The sequence below is a fragment of the uncultured Amphritea sp. genome (genome assembly GCF_937127095.1).
In the GTDB taxonomy this organism is placed as follows: Bacteria; Pseudomonadota; Gammaproteobacteria; order Pseudomonadales; family Balneatricaceae; genus Amphritea.
The window spans coordinates 1-14970 of record NZ_CAKZLP010000090.1; the positions used below are offsets into that span (position 1 = coordinate 1).

Genomic DNA, 14970 nt, shown 5'->3' on the forward strand with positions numbered 1-14970 from the left:
CGTCTATTAGGGACCGAATTCCGTCTATTAGGGACCGAATTCCGTCTATTAGGGACCGAATTCCGTCTATTAGGGACTCGGTGAATTTGTAACTTGTTGTTTTATAATGATGAATTCATGTTTTTTACGGTCTAAATCTTATTAAAACTGAATAAAACTTATTAAAACTGAATAAAACTTATTAAAACTGAATAAAACTTATTAAAACTGAATAAAACTTATTAAAACCCGTTTGGTCAGTAGGACAGTTCAGCTCTGAGCCTAAAAACAGCTTCAAAAAGTGCCTATCGGCACGCCTACCCTCCGTTCGCTTCGCTCTCTTCGCCCCGCCGCTCCGCGTCGGCCTAATTAATGCCTGGCCAAAGGCCAGTAACTCTTTTTATGGCACGGCTTGCCGTGCCGGTGCCAACCCTACCCCCGGAGCCAGAAAAAGGCCCTGTGCCTGTTTCTAACCGTTCTGGAGGTATCCGCACGTTGTTAAGCCAAGAACTAGCCACCATAGCGACTGAAAGGCCGTAGAAAACAGGTTAATCAGGGGGGAGTGGCTGCTAGTGCGGTGCCAAGGACTGGATACCGTGCCGCCGGTTGGTTTCGTGGAAGGTTTCAACGCCAAAAGGGAAGTGCCGCAAGCATCGAGCATCGAGCCAGAGCCGGGCCGCAGGAGCGCCGGAGAGGCCGCAGGAGCGCCGGAGAGGCCGCAGGAGCGCCGATAGGGCGCAAGGCAAGGGATTGCCATGCCCAAGCCAAGAAAAGCGCCCAGAAGGCCGCACAGTGCGCGGTCTGACCTACCGCCCGGAGCGATCCAAAAGCCCGCGGCATCCAGGAAGCGCCCCCGTCTAAGAAAGAGGCGGATCAGGGCTAACCCATCCCCTTAGAGCACTCCAAACACACCAGAAGGGAGGCTAGAGCAATGGCAAAGACAGCAGTGCCGACACCGGAGCAGGCGGCGGAGTATCTGACCCCTGAACAGATAGAGGGTTTCGAGAGCTTGGCGAGCAAGCTAGAAGATGTATTCGGCCCGCCACCACAGGGCTTGTATATGGTTGGTTGGCTTGTGGATTCAGGTAGGTAAGGCAAAGCGGTTGGGTGTTGATTCGGAGGCGCTGACAGAGATGCTAGATAACGCATATTTGGAGATGGTTAACACAGGTACAGACCCCGCTATCTACCTGTAGAACCGCTACCGTTTCCCCTTTGGCGTTAAAAACGCCGGGCATGGCCCGGCTGATTGATGTTGTGATGAGTCTCCCTGGCTCAGGCCGATGGCTCCTGTGGGTGTTCCTCAGCACGGGCTGCGGCAGCATCGCGTCTGAGTTGCGGGTAAAACGCTGTGCGCCACCGCCATTGGAGTACGCATACAGCTATTGCACCTACGCTCACAATCAGAGCGCTGGCAGCGTCCCCGTCTCCGGTTAGGGTTCCCCATAGCATGGTTGGCAGTTCGGGGATCGAGACCAGGAGCAGCACGATACCTGTCACCAAAATCAATCCAGCTATTCCCAACTCCCATGCTCGCTTAAGACGCGCCCAGCGTGTCCGCCAGGTGTCGAACCATTTGCCGTCCATTGGCATTACCCTCCTGTAATTGTGTTGCCCGCGCCAAAGCGCTTCTGATAGGCAGCATACGCCTTTTTAGCTCCTCGGTATGGTGCTGTGGCCGCGCTGCCCGCAAGTCGAGCGTCACGCTGGATACCACGATACTGGCGTCGGATCGTAGAGGGGCGCATAGCGTTCATTGTAGAGCTGAGGGCTCCTTGTGTAGCAAGAGCAACACCACCACCAAGGGCAGCTGCCATATTAGGTACTTGTTTTAAAAACAGAGCTGATAGACCAAAAAAACCTAAAAGCAGCATTGCTGCCCAGACCTCTGTGAAATCAGCGCTTGCTGCCATTTTATCGATAAAAACATTGCTAATATCTAGTATCAAGCGGCCAATTGCTGAACCCAGCACTAGAACCATTCCGAAGTTAATCACCATACCTAGCCAGCTTTCAAAGAAGCGCTGTGTTGAATTAAATAGCAGCATAATGATGAATAAAGGGCCGATGGCGAGTAAGACAGTTGCCGCCATTTTCCCGACCAATATCAGGAATGCTATTCCAATCGTAACAGCCAAACCTCCGCCCATTATTAATAGAGCAACTATGTATAAACCGAAGTTTCCGCTCATGACACCGGCCTTGTTCCAGGCGTCATTGCCTATGCTGAAAACCCGGTTTAAAAGGTTGTCTAAGATCACAGCAGAGTTGTCTGCGGGAGATCCTGTTATGACGGTAGCAATTTCTTCAGGGCCATTAGATAGAACATTAACGATGACATCCATGTAAGTGCCGACCGTTAGCCCTAACGTCATAATGAAGCCGATTCGGATAATTCTGAAAAGGCCCTCTTGGAGCGGTTCACTTACTTTTCCGAGCATCATTAAGTAGCCCCAAATAGCGATCCATATAATCAACATGCTGCTAAAGATTGGGCTGATGAAGGAAATTAAGTCACTGGCGGTGCTGACAACATAAGTATCCAGGCCTTCGTCAACGAGTTGGAAGGCACCCTGCCACATATTCATAAAGCCTCCTTACCACTCGATGTCTTTAGGCTTGCCGAAAGACTGTGCCCGCTCAGCCTGGAGTGCGTTGATACAGTTGGCATCGTCTTCCAGCTCACCGGGGTTATTGGAGCAAAGTTTAAGTATTTTCTGGCGTTCATCATCGTGGGCCTTATACCAGTCCACTGTCTTCAATGGTCCTGTATCCGGGCCTTTATCAAAGCACCCGGTCAGCGCGAAGCTGACCAGGACCATGAGTGCAATTTTTCGTGCACACGAAATTCTATAGATCTTCATGTGGCCTCCTTACCAATCAATGTTCTTAGGCTCGCCGAAAGACTCGATAGCCATTTGTTGGATGCGCTGCTTTTGTATCGCCTGGTTGGCTTCGGCCTGAGAGCGCAGCATAGCCAGCTTCGCTTGCTCGTTTTGAAGGAATACCGCTTCGGCGCTGATACGGGCTTGAAGGTCCAGAATGTCCTTCTGGTCCGGGCTGGCATTAACCTTGGCGACTAGGCCGGTCAGATCTGCGAAACGCTCCTGGGACTGCTCCAGGGATTTCTGGGACTGGCCGAGCCAGAGCGCGGCGTCTCGGTTGCTGCTGTCGTACAGATTGGCCACGTTACCGGACAGGCCGTGATCGGCTGCACTCTTGATACCGGCGTTAGCCAGCACTGAATCGGGATCGACGTTAACGGCAACGTCATACGCCGTATCAACAACACTAGCGAGCCCACGCGAACCACTCATGCCGTCCAGGGTTTTGTTGGCGGTTTCGAGCTGGGCTTGCAGCTCTTGGATCTGACTCAGCATGTGCTGTACCTGCAAAAGCTGCTGGGTCAGATTGGACACATCTATGACAGGAATCCCGCCCGCCATCGCGGGCTGAGACAGGGTGATGGCGGTTGCCAGGGCAACCCCCGCTATTTTTCGTGCGCACGAAATTTTCTTGATCTTCATGGTAGAGCCTCCTATTGGCAGTTCTGGCGGGTCGCTTTGGCTTCCAGGCGGCGTTTTTTCCGCTTGAGCGCGACCGTGCGTTTTTCAAAATCCAAGCTTTTCAGGTCGATGGATTCCATGAGTTCCTTCATCTCTTCGATGCAAGAAAAAAAGTCCTCGGGTAGGGCGTCCTGCCCGACGGTCAGAACGTCGCGGGCATAACCGGCAGTGATCATCAGCGTTTGAATTTCTCGCTCGATGGCGAGACGTTCGACAGCGTGTGATCGGCACAGCCTAGATAGGCCGCTGTCAATAAAAGTGGGTGTGGTAAACTGGTTATCAGCCATTTTTGCCTCCTATTCAGGCAGTTGTGGTTAGGCGCGAACGGGGCCGCAATCCCCGTTTAGCGCCGACATTTCTCGAATCTCTTTTAGCCGTTTCCTCAGATCGTGATATTCCCTATCCGTTAGCCAGAAGGAGCGCTGTCGTCGGCCCATTTCCCGTTGCCTGTCAGAATATTCACGCTGTCGCTGGGCGGCCGTCTTTGGCTCTGTTTTCATCCCTATCCAACATCCAGGTCTAATAAATAACTTGATAAAAGGTTAATTACTTATCACTACTAACGCAATAATACCGCTGCTGTATTATATTAATGAAATCAAAGGCTTATAGGTTTGTAATTATATGAAAACAATGCGGTTTTTTATTTTAATGGCGTCTATTTCCTAGTTTTTTGGATTGTACAATCCAAAAAATAAATATCTTTTTTTAAGATAAATTCATGTTCGATGTGTAAGCACGCTCTATACAGGTGGTGGTGCTACGTCTGGTGGCGGTCGTGACGGCATATTGGTGCTGTGGCAACCATGCCGAAGGAGGCGATATGCACATTGAACCGAACGACTTAGGTCTATTTCTTCAGCTCATCCAGATAGCGATCATGCTAGTGCCGTACTGTATGCGCCGGGGGTAGCTGTGCCTACGTGATGCAGATGTATTGCAAATCTGATGCCTCGATCGCGCAGACCTGGTGCATTGCTATGGCAAGAGTGATGCACTTCAGGGAGGGCGGTGCTGTTTAGCCTGGCCCTCTCGTGATTCCCTGGAACACAGGTGAGACAGGTTCGTGCGTATGTCAGGTGAGCAACGGTTGCCGGTCGAGGCGTTCAGAAGTTCGTGCGTACTTCTAATGGCGCAGCCTCATGGAAGGCTGTTTTTTTGGCAGGAACGGGAGAGGTAGGTTTTGGGGGTATCCTATACGCTCGTCACTGGGATGGAGGGTTATAGATGAGTTGTCAGCGTCTGACAGAGCAAGAGATAGAAGGTCTCAGGAATGAGATGAAGCAAGCAGGAGTTATTGTCAAATCTGGTGTACGGCATCAGGCCGCGTTCCTGTCTGATTGATCCTGTACTTGTTCGCCGTCCTTGAACTTCACATTGTTGACCACGAGGGTCAGCAGATTAAATCCCTTGATCCGCTTCCAGTTCTTCTGTGCTGATTCCAGCAGCTTGTAGACCATCGCCAGCGTGGTCTCTCGCGAGCCGCAGTTCCGGGCTCGTTTGGTTCTCAGCCGGACAGTCGCGAACGTGGATTCGATCGGATTGGTTGTCCGGATGTGAACCCAATGCTCTGCCGGGAAGTCGTAGAACGCCAGCAGTTCTTCCCTGTCTTTACGTAGGCGCTCCATGGCACCAGGATACTTCGACTCGAAGCGCACCAGCGCCCGGTCAAAGGCCTTGTGCGCATCGTCTTGTGTTTCTGCCATCCATATATCATGCAGTGCAGCCTTCACCTTGGGTTGAACAGACTTTGGCAGTGCCGACATGATATTGGCTGTCTTGTGCACCCAGCAGCGCTGATGACGGGTATCAGGGTAACACTTGGCAAGCGCTTTCCAGAACCCAAGAGCACCGTCACCGACCGCCAGCTTAGGACTTGTCGTCAGGCCTCGCTCACGCAGGCCCAGCAGCAGCTCTGACCAGCTGTCTTCTGACTCACGAAAGCCGTCCTCAACGGCGACCAGTTCCTTGTGCCCGTGCTCTGTGACGCCGATGATCACCAGCAGGCAGAGGCGATTATCCATGCGGACGTTGCTGTAGATGCCATCGGCCCACCAGTATACATACCGCTTCTGGCTAAGATCACGCTGACACCAGCTGCGGTGCTCGTCAATCCAGTGCTGCTTCAACCGACTGATGGTGTTGGCGGAAAGCCCCTTGGCCTGATCGCCCAGCAACGCGGACAGCGCATCCTGGTAATCGCCCGTACTCACGCCCTTCAGATACAGCCAGGGCAGCAGTTCCTCGATACTCCGGGCGCGTTTCAGGTATGGCGGCAACAGAGTGCTGTTGAAGCGGACACCGGAGCCGCTGCGGTCCCTGACCTTTGGTACCTTGATCTCGACATCGCCAATACCCGTCTGAACAGTGCGTTCGGGCAGATAGCCATTGCGTACCACAGCCTTGCGGCCATCCGGCAGCCGATGTTCAGCATGCTGCTCCAGCAACACCTGAAGTTCAGCTTCAACGGCTTGTGCGATCAGTTCGCGGGCACCATTGCGCAGCAACTCAGTCAGCGGATCTGTCACCTGTTCTTCTGGTTGTGAAAGCGCTCTCAGTGTAGACTTGGTCATGGCGTATCACCTTCTGTTGATTGAGATCTTGGTCGTGATCAATCAACAGGATACGCCATCCTTCTATCTCCCCATACACCAGAAATCACCATAGCTCAGCAAGCAGGAAAATGGGCGAAAGAGGAACTCAGGCGCCGGAGGCAGGGCAAGTCTCCAGATGTTCAGGAGAAGAGTTATTCAGCTGATCCAGGCCGTGATTCTCGCCGGGCGTGAAGTGCGACGTTTTTCGTGCGTACGAAAAGAATGGGGGGATTTAATGACTATTGCAGGAGTCGTTAAGCACTGGCGTATGCCGGGATACTTTACTATAATCCCCCATATCCCCCCCCATTCCACCGGTTGAGAAAACAGGACGATGCCGCGAGTTGAAGCCCGACTGACTGATGCTGAAAAGCACGCCTGGAGCCAGTTTTGCCAGGCCAACGGCCTACGTGAATCGGAGATGCTGCGCCGTATGATTCAGCGCGTCGCCGGTATCGATGCAGAGATCGAGGTGCCCGCGAGCGAGGATCAGCAGGAGACCAGGACACGCAAGCTCACCATTCGTCTGTCTCCCAGCCAGGAGCGACAGTTATCCCTTCGAGCCCACGCAGAGGGCTATCCCAACCGGACCAGTTGGGTCACGGCCATGGTGCTGGCCGAACTGCATAATGAACCTGTGCTGACGGATGCCGAAGTGGGGGCCTTGCGTGAATCTAACCGGGAGCTGGCCGCGATTGGTCGAAACCTCAACCAGGTGGCCAAGGCGTTGAATGTGGAGTTTCGCGAGAGTGATAAGCTCAAGCTAGAGGGCATTGAGGCGATGGCTGACCGCATCGAGCAGCACAGAGAGCAGGTAGCGGGCCTATTATCCAGGAGCATGAACCGGTGGAGGGACGATGAGTAAGCCGGAGGTATTTGTGCGCATCGTCAGCCATTCACACGATGCTAACCAGGTAGAGAACGATTTGCTGAGCATCAGTAATCATGGAGCTATAGAGCTTGAGGACGAACGAGGTTTGTCCTGGTTCACGGAGGCGATGGTGCGAGATCTGGCCAAAGACTGGTCGCAGCTCCAGGGCAGGCAACGGCCAGGCACCCGACTTACCACCAATATCGTCCTGTCGATCCCTGTCGAAATCGACCTTGGCTCATTGAGAGAGGCGGCGTTGGCGTTTGCCAGACGGCAGTTTGGCAGTAACCATCAATACGTTGTGGCGTTGCACACCGGATCGACTAACCCTCATGTCCAACTGACTGTTCTAAATTTTGGCCACAACGGACGCCGACTTCATGTGAAGGATGGAGACCCGCAGGCTTGGCGAGAGATCTTTGTCAGTGAGTTAGAGCGGTATGGGGTGGCAGCACAGGCAACGCTGAGAACTGAGCGAGGGTGACATAATGGGGAGTCTGGCAGACGACACCATAGCCGACCTACTGGAGGGCAAGGTAACGCACAAAGGCAGTGGGGCCAATCGAGCACGTGCCCGGCGTATTGTGAATCATGCCCCCGAGGTCATGGTGAAGGTTTCCGGAAACGCCAAAGGCGGCGCTCATGTTCAAGCGCACCTGGACTATATCAGCCGGAACGGAAAAATCGAGATCGAGGACGAACGCGGAGACGTCATCAAGGGGAAAGAAGCGGTCAGGTCCCTAGCTAAAGACTGGGCGCAGGACGGCGGCAAGCGCAGGAAGAACAGCCGTGATACCACCAATATTGTGATGTCGATGCCATCCGGTACGGACCCGCGTGATGTTAAGGCGGCCGCGCGATCGTTCGCCAAGCGGCAGTTTGGTGAGAACTATCAGTATGTCATGGCGCTGCACACCGATACCGACAGCCCACACATTCACCTAACGGTTAAAAACCTGGGGTATGACGGCCATCGTCTGACGGTGAAAAATGGCGATTTTCAGAAATGGAGAGAAGCCTTTGCCGGTGAGTTAGAACGGCGAGGGGTCGAAGCGGAAGCTACACCCAGGGGCACCCGTGGTGTTATCAAGAAAGGAATCAGCCAGGCAATCAAACACATGCGCGACAGGGGTCAGACTCCGGAAGTGGATCAGGCCAAGATCCGTGAGATTGTCCAGGGCTTTGCTGATGAGCGGGCCGGAAAGGAGCCGCAGCCACGACCATGGGAAGAACGAATCAAGGAACGGCAGACTTACGTCCGTAAAGCCTGGCTAACGGCGGCAAAAGATCTGATTCAGAGCGACAGCACCGAGGATCAGGAGCTGGGCAGAAGTATCGCGACGTTCGTTAAGGATATGCCGCCGATGAAAACGGAGCGCCATGAACTCCAGGAGAAGGTTGCCGAGCTACAGCAGCGAAACCAGGTACAGCATCCCCGAGATCGAGGGCAGGACCAGGACGAAGAGCGCTAGATAGTGGTATTAAGGAGGTAGTTTTGGACGACGATCACAACAAGCCCGCTTTTTTGGATGGCAATGAAGCCAGTATCGAACCTGACCAGGATATAGAACCAGCCTTTCGCAGGCTGACACCTGATGAGATAACCAATCTGAGGCGGGAAGCAGCCGAAGCAGGGGCTTGGATGCGTGCTGAATTAGCTCTCAGGAAGAAAGGTGGCGCATCATAAAGCTATGCAGCTAGTGCTTCTTGGCGTACTTTTACTTTCAAAGGCTGCTGCCGTCCCGGTACAAACTGGGGCTTGATCCGGTAGCCAAGCTTAGCAAGGAAGCTGATCAGCTTGTCTGCGCTGAAAAGATCTAACTTCCCTCTGAGTAGCTCGCTAACACGTGGCTGAGCCACGTCCAGGGCTGCTGCTGCTTCTTTTTGTGTCCACCCTTTTTGCTCGATGATCTTTCTTATCACTAAGAGCATATCTGCGCGGAACTCCATATCAGCGGCCTCAGCGGCGTCATCTGTAATGGCTTCGAATATGTTGTCGTACTGGAGACGTTCCATGCTTATCACTCCTCATCTATCTGGTTGCATGATGGTTGAAGTATACGTAATTACGTATAAATTGGCAGTGAATAATTTTCATGGTCTATAGCTAGGTATTAACGTCTCTTTCTTTTCCTTTGTGTCTTCTTCCCCGATTTGGGGGCTTGCCGTGCCTGTGCCTTAGCTTGGCGCTCTGCTGAGCGGACTTCTTCCATCATATCCTTGTAGCGTTTGCTCGCTGTATCCATAGCTTTACGATCAACGCCGTTGGTTGTCTTGGTGAAGGCATGTAGGATGAAGACCGTATCTATGTACTTGGCACAGTAAATCGTCCGGTAGGCTGGGCTACCGTTTTCGATTAGCTCAATAGCCCCTTTCCCAACACTGGATGACAATTCTTTGAAATCAGAGAACGGTGTCTCGTCTTGGCAGACGGCGTTCAAATCTGTACTGAACTGCTGCTGGATCTCTTTAGGCAGTGCCAGAAACTCTCGCTTGGCTGCTGCGTTGATAAACTGAAACTTCTTCGGCATATTTTTGTTTTCCTCGTGTTTGTTTATTTTTAAAACATTGATATTCAGATATTTTTCTCATTTTGGCCGGTAAAAATACTGGTCACACCTTCAATCCACGCAACGTGTAAACGTTGTGGCGTCCCTTGAACTCTCCAGGGTCTGTACCCTCGTTAACTGAAACCCGTATCAGCGAATGGTTGATTAGGATATCCAGTGCTGGGCGGACATGCCGGGTTTGAATCCCGGTTTCTTCCCGAAGCTTTTCATGCTTAATCGGTACTGAAGCGCTGTCGTTCGGACGAATAGATGCCAACAAGAAGTAAATCTTCAGCGCAGACAGTGTAACCACTCCCCGGTTGGTGATTTCAGGCAACTGCTTGCGAAGGAGGTCATAGGGTAGCTTGCACCAATACTCATCCTTTTGAGCCACAGTCATTTCGTACTCGCTTACGTGGCCACTGCGGTCAACTCGTAATATTGCCTTCTGCTCCAGTTCCTGGATGCCTCTCAGTACCATTGGCTTTGATAGACCTGTCAGCTTCTCTAGATCAGAGAGGCTGTTGCGGGCCTTGCGTGTCCGAAAGTCTGCCATTAGCGCAACGGCCATCAAGACCTTGAGCGCAGCGATAGAAGATCCAGTCTGCTGACCGCCAATAAAAGTACTTAAGCCTAGATCCCGTATCCACCAGGTTCGTACGGCACTCCATTTGGCCATTATTTATCCTCCTTGCTACCCAGAGCCTTAACGCATTCAGCTATGACCAGTAGTGCTACAACGCTAACGACAGTAATCAATACAGCAGGGTCAGCATTAGTAAGACGGTCTAATAGGGTGATGAGTGTATCCATGAGAAAGCCTCGTATCCGACAACATGCTTTACATGATGCACAGATCAGATTTTTTTATCTAGATATAGCGATATTATGTTTCTGTAAAAAAATCATCATAAGTGTTTGATTTAAAAACAAATAATTAAATTTTAATATGGTTAATATTATTCTCATAATGGTAAATGGTAGAATGATTTTTTACGAAAAATAGTAAATGATGAGAATCTTAAAGATTCATATCAGTCAATGGCTGATGGATTTTCGTAGGTAACTCATTCCTCTGTCGCACATAGTCTGCTTCAGATGATGTGGCAGATGATGGTTGTAGTTCCGCACTGGGCTCACCAGTATGCTGGTTTGTATGCGGGTTTCTTTCTGGTGGGTACCCGTTGTGGAAACTGGTGGGTCTCTAGTTCCAAAAGAGTAATGTGGCGCCTTAGCCAGTGTGAGTGATTTTTAAGAGAACCTGGGACACCACGTTCAATTCCTTCTCGGTGCGGTAGAATGACCCCTAATGTGAGATCGGGGAAGTCTTCCTGTAATGCCCTTAACGCGGGTCCCATATCCGTGTCAGCAGATACCAGAACCATTTGTTGGATACGTTCGTGCTCTAGCCGGGAAGTCTGCCTAACCGCCATGCGGTACATGCTTAGAGCGATGTTAACGTCGGTTTCTTTCTCTTCCAGCTTCCATATATCAACTTGGTCCTGCCGAGATGGGAGCGTATCTTGGTCAACATAGCGAGGAGCCTTCGCTGGATCGAGGCGGTGCCGTCCTTCTATGACATTGACCCCATGCGCTTTAAGTGCCCGAAGGTAGGTATCTTGAGCATGCTTCGACTGCTGTCCGCGTGTTGCTAATTTGGGCAACACTGGAGCTGTGAAGTAGTGATAAGAGTCAGGTTCAAATGAAGGGTTCTCGACTCGTGCAACATGAGCTAGTAGGGCTGGAAGATTTAGCCACTTATACTCAGTGCCGGCCAAGAGGCCGTAGAAGAGGTTATAGCCGTCGATAAAGAATGCTGTTCGCACAAATTTCAATCCCTAGACGCGAAAAAACCGGCACTGGGCCGGTTTCTTCACCCTAACAGCCAGCGAACTGAATCGCTGCGTACAGGGTTAAGTAGTGTGTGTATAGTGGTTGTTTGTGTGTATGTTGTCAATCAAAAATGACTAATTTCCCCTATGGCGCAGTTTCTTACAACCTCGTGGGTGTGGTGCTGACGTGTCGCAAAAGTCCTAAGTTGTGCGACAGTGTGCGGGGTAGGCTGTGTTACCTGGTTTACCTGGTGTTCTCGTGTTCCTGGTTTTAGTTGCATAATTACGAATATACGCGACTATAACCGGAGACAGAACTATGAAGCATGAACCCAATTCCTTGGATCAGGTGGGCGGAGGCCTGTTGTTGGGCTATGCCCGTGTCAGTACAGATGACCAGGAGCTAGTAAGCCAGCGGGCCGAGCTGGCTGCTGCCGGATGCTCTCGCCTCTTTTCCGAGAAGGTGACCGGCACACGACGTGACCGCCCCGAGCTGACCCGCTTACTTGATCACTTGCGACCAGGTGACGTTGTAACCGTGACACGGCTCGACCGGCTGGCCCGCAGTACCCGCGATTTGCTCGACATAGCCGAACAGATACAGTCGGCAGGCGCGGGGCTTCGCAGTCTGGCTGAGCCTTGGGCTGACACGACCAGCCCTGCCGGGCGTATGGTGTTAACTGTGTTCGCCGGCATTGCCGAGTTTGAGCGTTCGCTCATCATCGACCGCACCAGGAGCGGACGCCAAGTGGCCAAGGCCAAGGGCGTGAAGTTTGGCCCGCCCCCTACCCTCACCCCGGAGCAGATCGCCCACGCTCGCGCCCTCGTTGACCAGGAAGGACGCACCGTGAAGGAAGCTGCGGCCCTATTGGGGGTGCATCGCTCGACCTTGTACCGGGCGTTTAACAAATAGTGACCCGGCGAATGAGCCCCCTACTCTTAGGATTGCCACAACCTGGCTGTGTCTCGTAGTTCTGTCAATGCCGCACGGCGAGGGCCTCTTTCGAGATCCGTTAGCAGCTGATTACATTCGTGCTCTATAGCTTTGTAGTCCAACCGTTGTATGGAGAGCCCCAGGGCTTCAAACCCGTCTAGATTTGAGAGTAGGCGGGCGGTTTCCCAGGTCAGGTTCGGTTCATTCATTTTGCTTTCCCCCAGTTCGTGCACACGAAAAGTCACGCTATATTGGTCCGTTAGCTCTGCTCTTTTGTGCTGAAAATAACGGTGTATGAATATTCATTTTCTATTGACCAAGTGTATTCTTTCTAAGATACTATAAATCTTATTTGAATATTCAAAAAGGTGTAAAGCGTGATTATAGCAATAGCGAACACTAAAGGCGGAGTTGGGAAAACCACTCTTGCCGTTCAAATCGCTGTCAGCCGCGCACTAGCAGGCCGGGATGTGTGGCTAATTGATGGTGATCGACAGGGTACGGCTGCCGCAGCTATCGCTGCCAGATCCGAGGCTGAACGGGCACCTGGTATCGCGTGTGCCCAGTATCCAGACGGGCCACAACTGCGCTCCCAGGTTCAGCAACAGGCACATAAGTGGGGTGACATCATCATTGATGTGGGTGGCCGTGACTCGACTGCGTTGCGGGCTTCATTGATTTTGGCGGATGTCCTCCTAGTTCCATTTGCCCCACGTTCGTATGACGTATGGGCTTTAGAAGATATGGCTTCGTTGGTGGATGAAGCCCGTAGCGTTCGTGATGGACTGAACGCTTACGCACTACTGAATATGGCTGACCCTGGTGAACGATCCACGGACAATTCCGAAGCCGCTGAGGCTGTAGTCGACGTTCCCCAATTTACCTATTTGCCGACAGTGATCCGCCGTCGAAAAGCATTCAGTAACGCGGGCGGGTCGGGGTTGGCTGTGTCTGAACTAACACCGAAAGACCCCAAGGCTATCGCTGAAATGGCCGCGCTTATGGATATCATTTTTAACTGACTTTGAATATTCAAAGACATTTGGGAGTAAATTCGATGGCTATTCAAAAGAAGCCTAAGCCGCAAGACAAAACGGAAGCCTTCTTGACTGGGGCGCCCGATGCAGGAGCAGTAACAGGAAAGGATGCTCCGTATGAGAAAGGCATAACAAAAGGGAACAAGCGGCAGATCAGTATCACCATAGCACCAGAGCTTCTGCGCCAGGTGGACGAACGGGCTGAGGCTATGGGGACGGGCCGATCCGCGTTTATTTCAATGGCCTTGTATAAAGCATTGAATGAATAGCTTTTTAATTTTCTTTGAATATTCAAAATAAATTTAAATAATATTCTTAATCGGCTAATGGAGGACCGCCACATGATCAAAAAATCAGGGCCGAAGCCAACCGGTGAGGAAAGTCTAGAAGGGGATCTTTTTGATAGCGCTTGGTCTGAGCCTGAACAGACGGCAGCACCAACATCGAATATTCGCACGCCGCCACCAGGGGATAGCCAACCCGATTTTTTCGTACCAACACTCTATGACGTGGGTACCCGTGACAGCCGCAGTATCATGGACGTGGCCGTGTTCCGCCTGTCCAAGCGGGACAAGAGGGCAGGTGAGCTGATCCGCTATGAGCTGCCGGACGGTTATGTGGAGGTTTCAGCAGGCCCCTATGGGATGGCGTCTATATGGGATTATGACCTGGTGTTAATGATGGTTTCACATATGACCGAAGCCATGAATCTCTATCGGGAAGGGAAGGGCAAGAAACCAACGCGTATCTACCGGCCACACGTAAAGTCCATTTTAAAATTCTGCCGTCGTGGTGATGGTGGACGCCAAGCAGATGAGATCGAAGCGGCGCTAGATCGTCTTTTGACTACCACTATTAAGAACGTCCGCAACCGCAATCAGCCATCAGACGACGGCCAGGATATGCTTGATAATAAAAAGTCTCAGGGGCTGATAAGTAGCTACGGAATAAAGTCTCGAAACAAGAGCGGAAAGATTGAACAGGTTGAGATCGAAGCTCCAGAGTGGCTTTTCAATGAGATCACCGCAGGTAAGCGTCCAGATGTGCTGACAGTACACCCCGAATACTTCCTGATTGAACCAGGTATTGGGCGCTTTATCTATCGGGTAGCTCGGCGAGCGGCTGGCAAGGATCAAGCCGTGTGGGCTTTTCAGACTCTTTACCAGCGCAGTGGTAGCACTGGCACACGGAAGAAGTTCACAGAGAACCTGCGTAAGGTCATAGCTGCAAATGATCTGCCCGAGTACCAACTGGAGGAAGAGCAGGGTCAAAGTGGCCCCTTGCTGGTAATGACTCACCGTGCATGGTTGGCTGAGCTGGATGGACTCGGGGCGTTGGAGTACCTGGAACAGTTGATAGCAGATGGCATGGATCGGTCGGCAGCAGCCAAAGAGGCAAGGTCCTATGCCCGTAGGCTACGCCAAAATGGTGATAGCGGTCCCTAATAGACGGAAAGACGACACCGGGCTGATAGGGTGTCATGCCCAACACGGTTTTGGCCTTGGCATCACTACTAACAACAGGCTAATTCCGTCTATTAGGGACCGAATTCCGTCTATTAGGGACCGAATTCCGTCTATTAGGGACCGAATTCCGTCTATTAGGGAC

General features: G+C 51.9%; 17 protein-coding genes. 8 read left to right on the forward strand and 9 right to left on the reverse strand.

Annotation, left to right across the window (positions count from 1 at the left end; all coding sequences use genetic code 11):
- Positions 1-1571 precede the first annotated feature (1571 nt).
- The 5 genes from Q0499_RS23280 to Q0499_RS23300 all read right to left on the reverse strand — a co-directional run bounded on the left by Q0499_RS23280 (position 1572) and on the right by Q0499_RS23300 (position 6118).
- Positions 1572-2567: a type IV secretion system protein gene (locus Q0499_RS23280; RefSeq protein ID WP_299205388.1), complete on the reverse strand. Its 996-nt coding sequence runs from the start codon at positions 2565-2567 to the stop codon at positions 1572-1574.
- Between the two features lie 9 nt (positions 2568-2576).
- Positions 2577-2843, reverse strand: a complete 267-nt coding sequence (locus tag Q0499_RS23285) for an EexN family lipoprotein (RefSeq protein WP_299205391.1) — start codon at positions 2841-2843, stop codon at positions 2577-2579.
- 9 nt (positions 2844-2852) lie between these two features.
- Positions 2853-3506, reverse strand: coding sequence for a type IV secretion system protein (locus tag Q0499_RS23290; protein WP_299205393.1), 654 nt, complete (start codon positions 3504-3506; stop codon positions 2853-2855).
- Positions 3507-3517: 11 nt separating this feature from the next.
- Positions 3518-3832: a hypothetical protein gene (locus Q0499_RS23295; RefSeq protein WP_299205396.1), complete on the reverse strand. Its 315-nt coding sequence runs from the start codon at positions 3830-3832 to the stop codon at positions 3518-3520.
- Positions 3833-4864: 1032 nt separating this feature from the next.
- Entirely contained in the window at positions 4865-6118 is a 1254-nt protein-coding gene (locus Q0499_RS23300; RefSeq protein ID WP_299205399.1) for an IS256 family transposase, read from the reverse strand.
- Positions 6119-6473: 355 nt separating this feature from the next.
- Here Q0499_RS23300 and mobC point away from each other — a divergent pair, with 355 nt between their 5' ends.
- The 4 genes from mobC to Q0499_RS23320 are packed head-to-tail and all read left to right on the forward strand — an operon-like array spanning position 6474 to position 8697.
- Positions 6474-7004, forward strand: a complete 531-nt coding sequence (gene mobC, locus Q0499_RS23305) for a plasmid mobilization relaxosome protein MobC (RefSeq protein ID WP_299205402.1) — start codon at positions 6474-6476, stop codon at positions 7002-7004.
- Positions 6997-7494, forward strand: coding sequence for a DNA relaxase (locus Q0499_RS23310; RefSeq protein WP_299205405.1), 498 nt, complete (start codon positions 6997-6999; stop codon positions 7492-7494). Before mobC ends, Q0499_RS23310 begins: the two co-directional genes overlap by 8 nt.
- Positions 7495-7498: 4 nt before the next feature.
- Entirely contained in the window at positions 7499-8482 is a 984-nt protein-coding gene (locus Q0499_RS23315) for a relaxase/mobilization nuclease domain-containing protein (RefSeq protein WP_299205408.1), read from the forward strand.
- Between the two features lie 23 nt (positions 8483-8505).
- Positions 8506-8697, forward strand: coding sequence for a hypothetical protein (locus tag Q0499_RS23320; protein ID WP_299205411.1), 192 nt, complete (start codon positions 8506-8508; stop codon positions 8695-8697).
- Positions 8698-8699: 2 nt separating this feature from the next.
- On the opposite strand, the gene Q0499_RS23325 is transcribed toward Q0499_RS23320, so the two are convergent.
- The 4 genes from Q0499_RS23325 to Q0499_RS23340 form a co-directional block, all read right to left on the reverse strand.
- Entirely contained in the window at positions 8700-9026 is a 327-nt protein-coding gene (locus tag Q0499_RS23325; protein WP_299205414.1) for a helix-turn-helix transcriptional regulator, read from the reverse strand.
- Positions 9027-9124: 98 nt separating this feature from the next.
- Complete coding sequence (locus Q0499_RS23330) at positions 9125-9541, reverse strand: type II toxin-antitoxin system RelE/ParE family toxin (protein WP_299205417.1); 417 nt, start codon at positions 9539-9541, stop codon at positions 9125-9127.
- 82 nt (positions 9542-9623) lie between these two features.
- Positions 9624-10238 (reverse strand): hypothetical protein, encoded by a 615-nt coding sequence (locus Q0499_RS23335; RefSeq protein WP_299205420.1) that lies wholly within the window; start codon positions 10236-10238, stop codon positions 9624-9626.
- The gene (locus Q0499_RS23340) at positions 10238-10372 is read right to left on the reverse strand and encodes a hypothetical protein (RefSeq protein WP_299205423.1); all 135 of its coding nucleotides are present in this window, start codon (positions 10370-10372) and stop codon (positions 10238-10240) included. The genes Q0499_RS23335 and Q0499_RS23340 overlap by 1 nt, the downstream gene beginning before the upstream one ends.
- Before the next feature lie 1338 nt (positions 10373-11710).
- Here Q0499_RS23340 and Q0499_RS23345 point away from each other — a divergent pair.
- The 4 genes from Q0499_RS23345 to Q0499_RS23360 all read left to right on the forward strand — a co-directional run bounded on the left by Q0499_RS23345 (position 11711) and on the right by Q0499_RS23360 (position 14807).
- Complete coding sequence (locus Q0499_RS23345) at positions 11711-12304, forward strand: recombinase family protein (protein WP_299205426.1); 594 nt, start codon at positions 11711-11713, stop codon at positions 12302-12304.
- Between the two features lie 398 nt (positions 12305-12702).
- Positions 12703-13347 (forward strand): AAA family ATPase, encoded by a 645-nt coding sequence (locus tag Q0499_RS23350; protein ID WP_299205429.1) that lies wholly within the window; start codon positions 12703-12705, stop codon positions 13345-13347.
- Between the two features lie 35 nt (positions 13348-13382).
- Positions 13383-13631, forward strand: a complete 249-nt coding sequence (locus tag Q0499_RS23355) for a ribbon-helix-helix domain-containing protein (RefSeq protein WP_299205432.1) — start codon at positions 13383-13385, stop codon at positions 13629-13631.
- 72 nt (positions 13632-13703) lie between these two features.
- Positions 13704-14807, forward strand: coding sequence for a replication initiator protein A (locus tag Q0499_RS23360; protein ID WP_299205435.1), 1104 nt, complete (start codon positions 13704-13706; stop codon positions 14805-14807).
- The last annotated feature ends 163 nt before the right edge of the window (positions 14808-14970 follow it).

What these genes read in the sequence shown, in the direction of transcription:
- Q0499_RS23280 (WP_299205388.1), bottom strand. Translation starts at nt 2,567, where the DNA reads ATGAATATGTGGCAGGGTGCCTTCCAACTCGTTGACGAAGGCCTGGAT.
- Q0499_RS23285 (WP_299205391.1), bottom strand. Translation starts at nt 2,843, where the DNA reads ATGAAGATCTATAGAATTTCGTGTGCACGAAAAATTGCACTCATGGTC.
- Q0499_RS23290 (WP_299205393.1), bottom strand. Translation starts at nt 3,506, where the DNA reads ATGAAGATCAAGAAAATTTCGTGCGCACGAAAAATAGCGGGGGTTGCC.
- Q0499_RS23295 (WP_299205396.1), bottom strand. Translation starts at nt 3,832, where the DNA reads ATGGCTGATAACCAGTTTACCACACCCACTTTTATTGACAGCGGCCTA.
- Q0499_RS23300 (WP_299205399.1), bottom strand. Translation starts at nt 6,118, where the DNA reads ATGACCAAGTCTACACTGAGAGCGCTTTCACAACCAGAAGAACAGGTG.
- mobC (WP_299205402.1), top strand. Translation starts at nt 6,474, where the DNA reads ATGCCGCGAGTTGAAGCCCGACTGACTGATGCTGAAAAGCACGCCTGG.
- Q0499_RS23310 (WP_299205405.1), top strand. Translation starts at nt 6,997, where the DNA reads ATGAGTAAGCCGGAGGTATTTGTGCGCATCGTCAGCCATTCACACGAT.
- Q0499_RS23315 (WP_299205408.1), top strand. Translation starts at nt 7,499, where the DNA reads ATGGGGAGTCTGGCAGACGACACCATAGCCGACCTACTGGAGGGCAAG.
- Q0499_RS23325 (WP_299205414.1), bottom strand. Translation starts at nt 9,026, where the DNA reads ATGGAACGTCTCCAGTACGACAACATATTCGAAGCCATTACAGATGAC.
- Q0499_RS23330 (WP_299205417.1), bottom strand. Translation starts at nt 9,541, where the DNA reads ATGCCGAAGAAGTTTCAGTTTATCAACGCAGCAGCCAAGCGAGAGTTT.
- Q0499_RS23335 (WP_299205420.1), bottom strand. Translation starts at nt 10,238, where the DNA reads ATGGCCAAATGGAGTGCCGTACGAACCTGGTGGATACGGGATCTAGGC.
- Q0499_RS23340 (WP_299205423.1), bottom strand. Translation starts at nt 10,372, where the DNA reads ATGGATACACTCATCACCCTATTAGACCGTCTTACTAATGCTGACCCT.
- Q0499_RS23345 (WP_299205426.1), top strand. Translation starts at nt 11,711, where the DNA reads ATGAAGCATGAACCCAATTCCTTGGATCAGGTGGGCGGAGGCCTGTTG.
- Q0499_RS23355 (WP_299205432.1), top strand. Translation starts at nt 13,383, where the DNA reads ATGGCTATTCAAAAGAAGCCTAAGCCGCAAGACAAAACGGAAGCCTTC.
- Q0499_RS23360 (WP_299205435.1), top strand. Translation starts at nt 13,704, where the DNA reads ATGATCAAAAAATCAGGGCCGAAGCCAACCGGTGAGGAAAGTCTAGAA.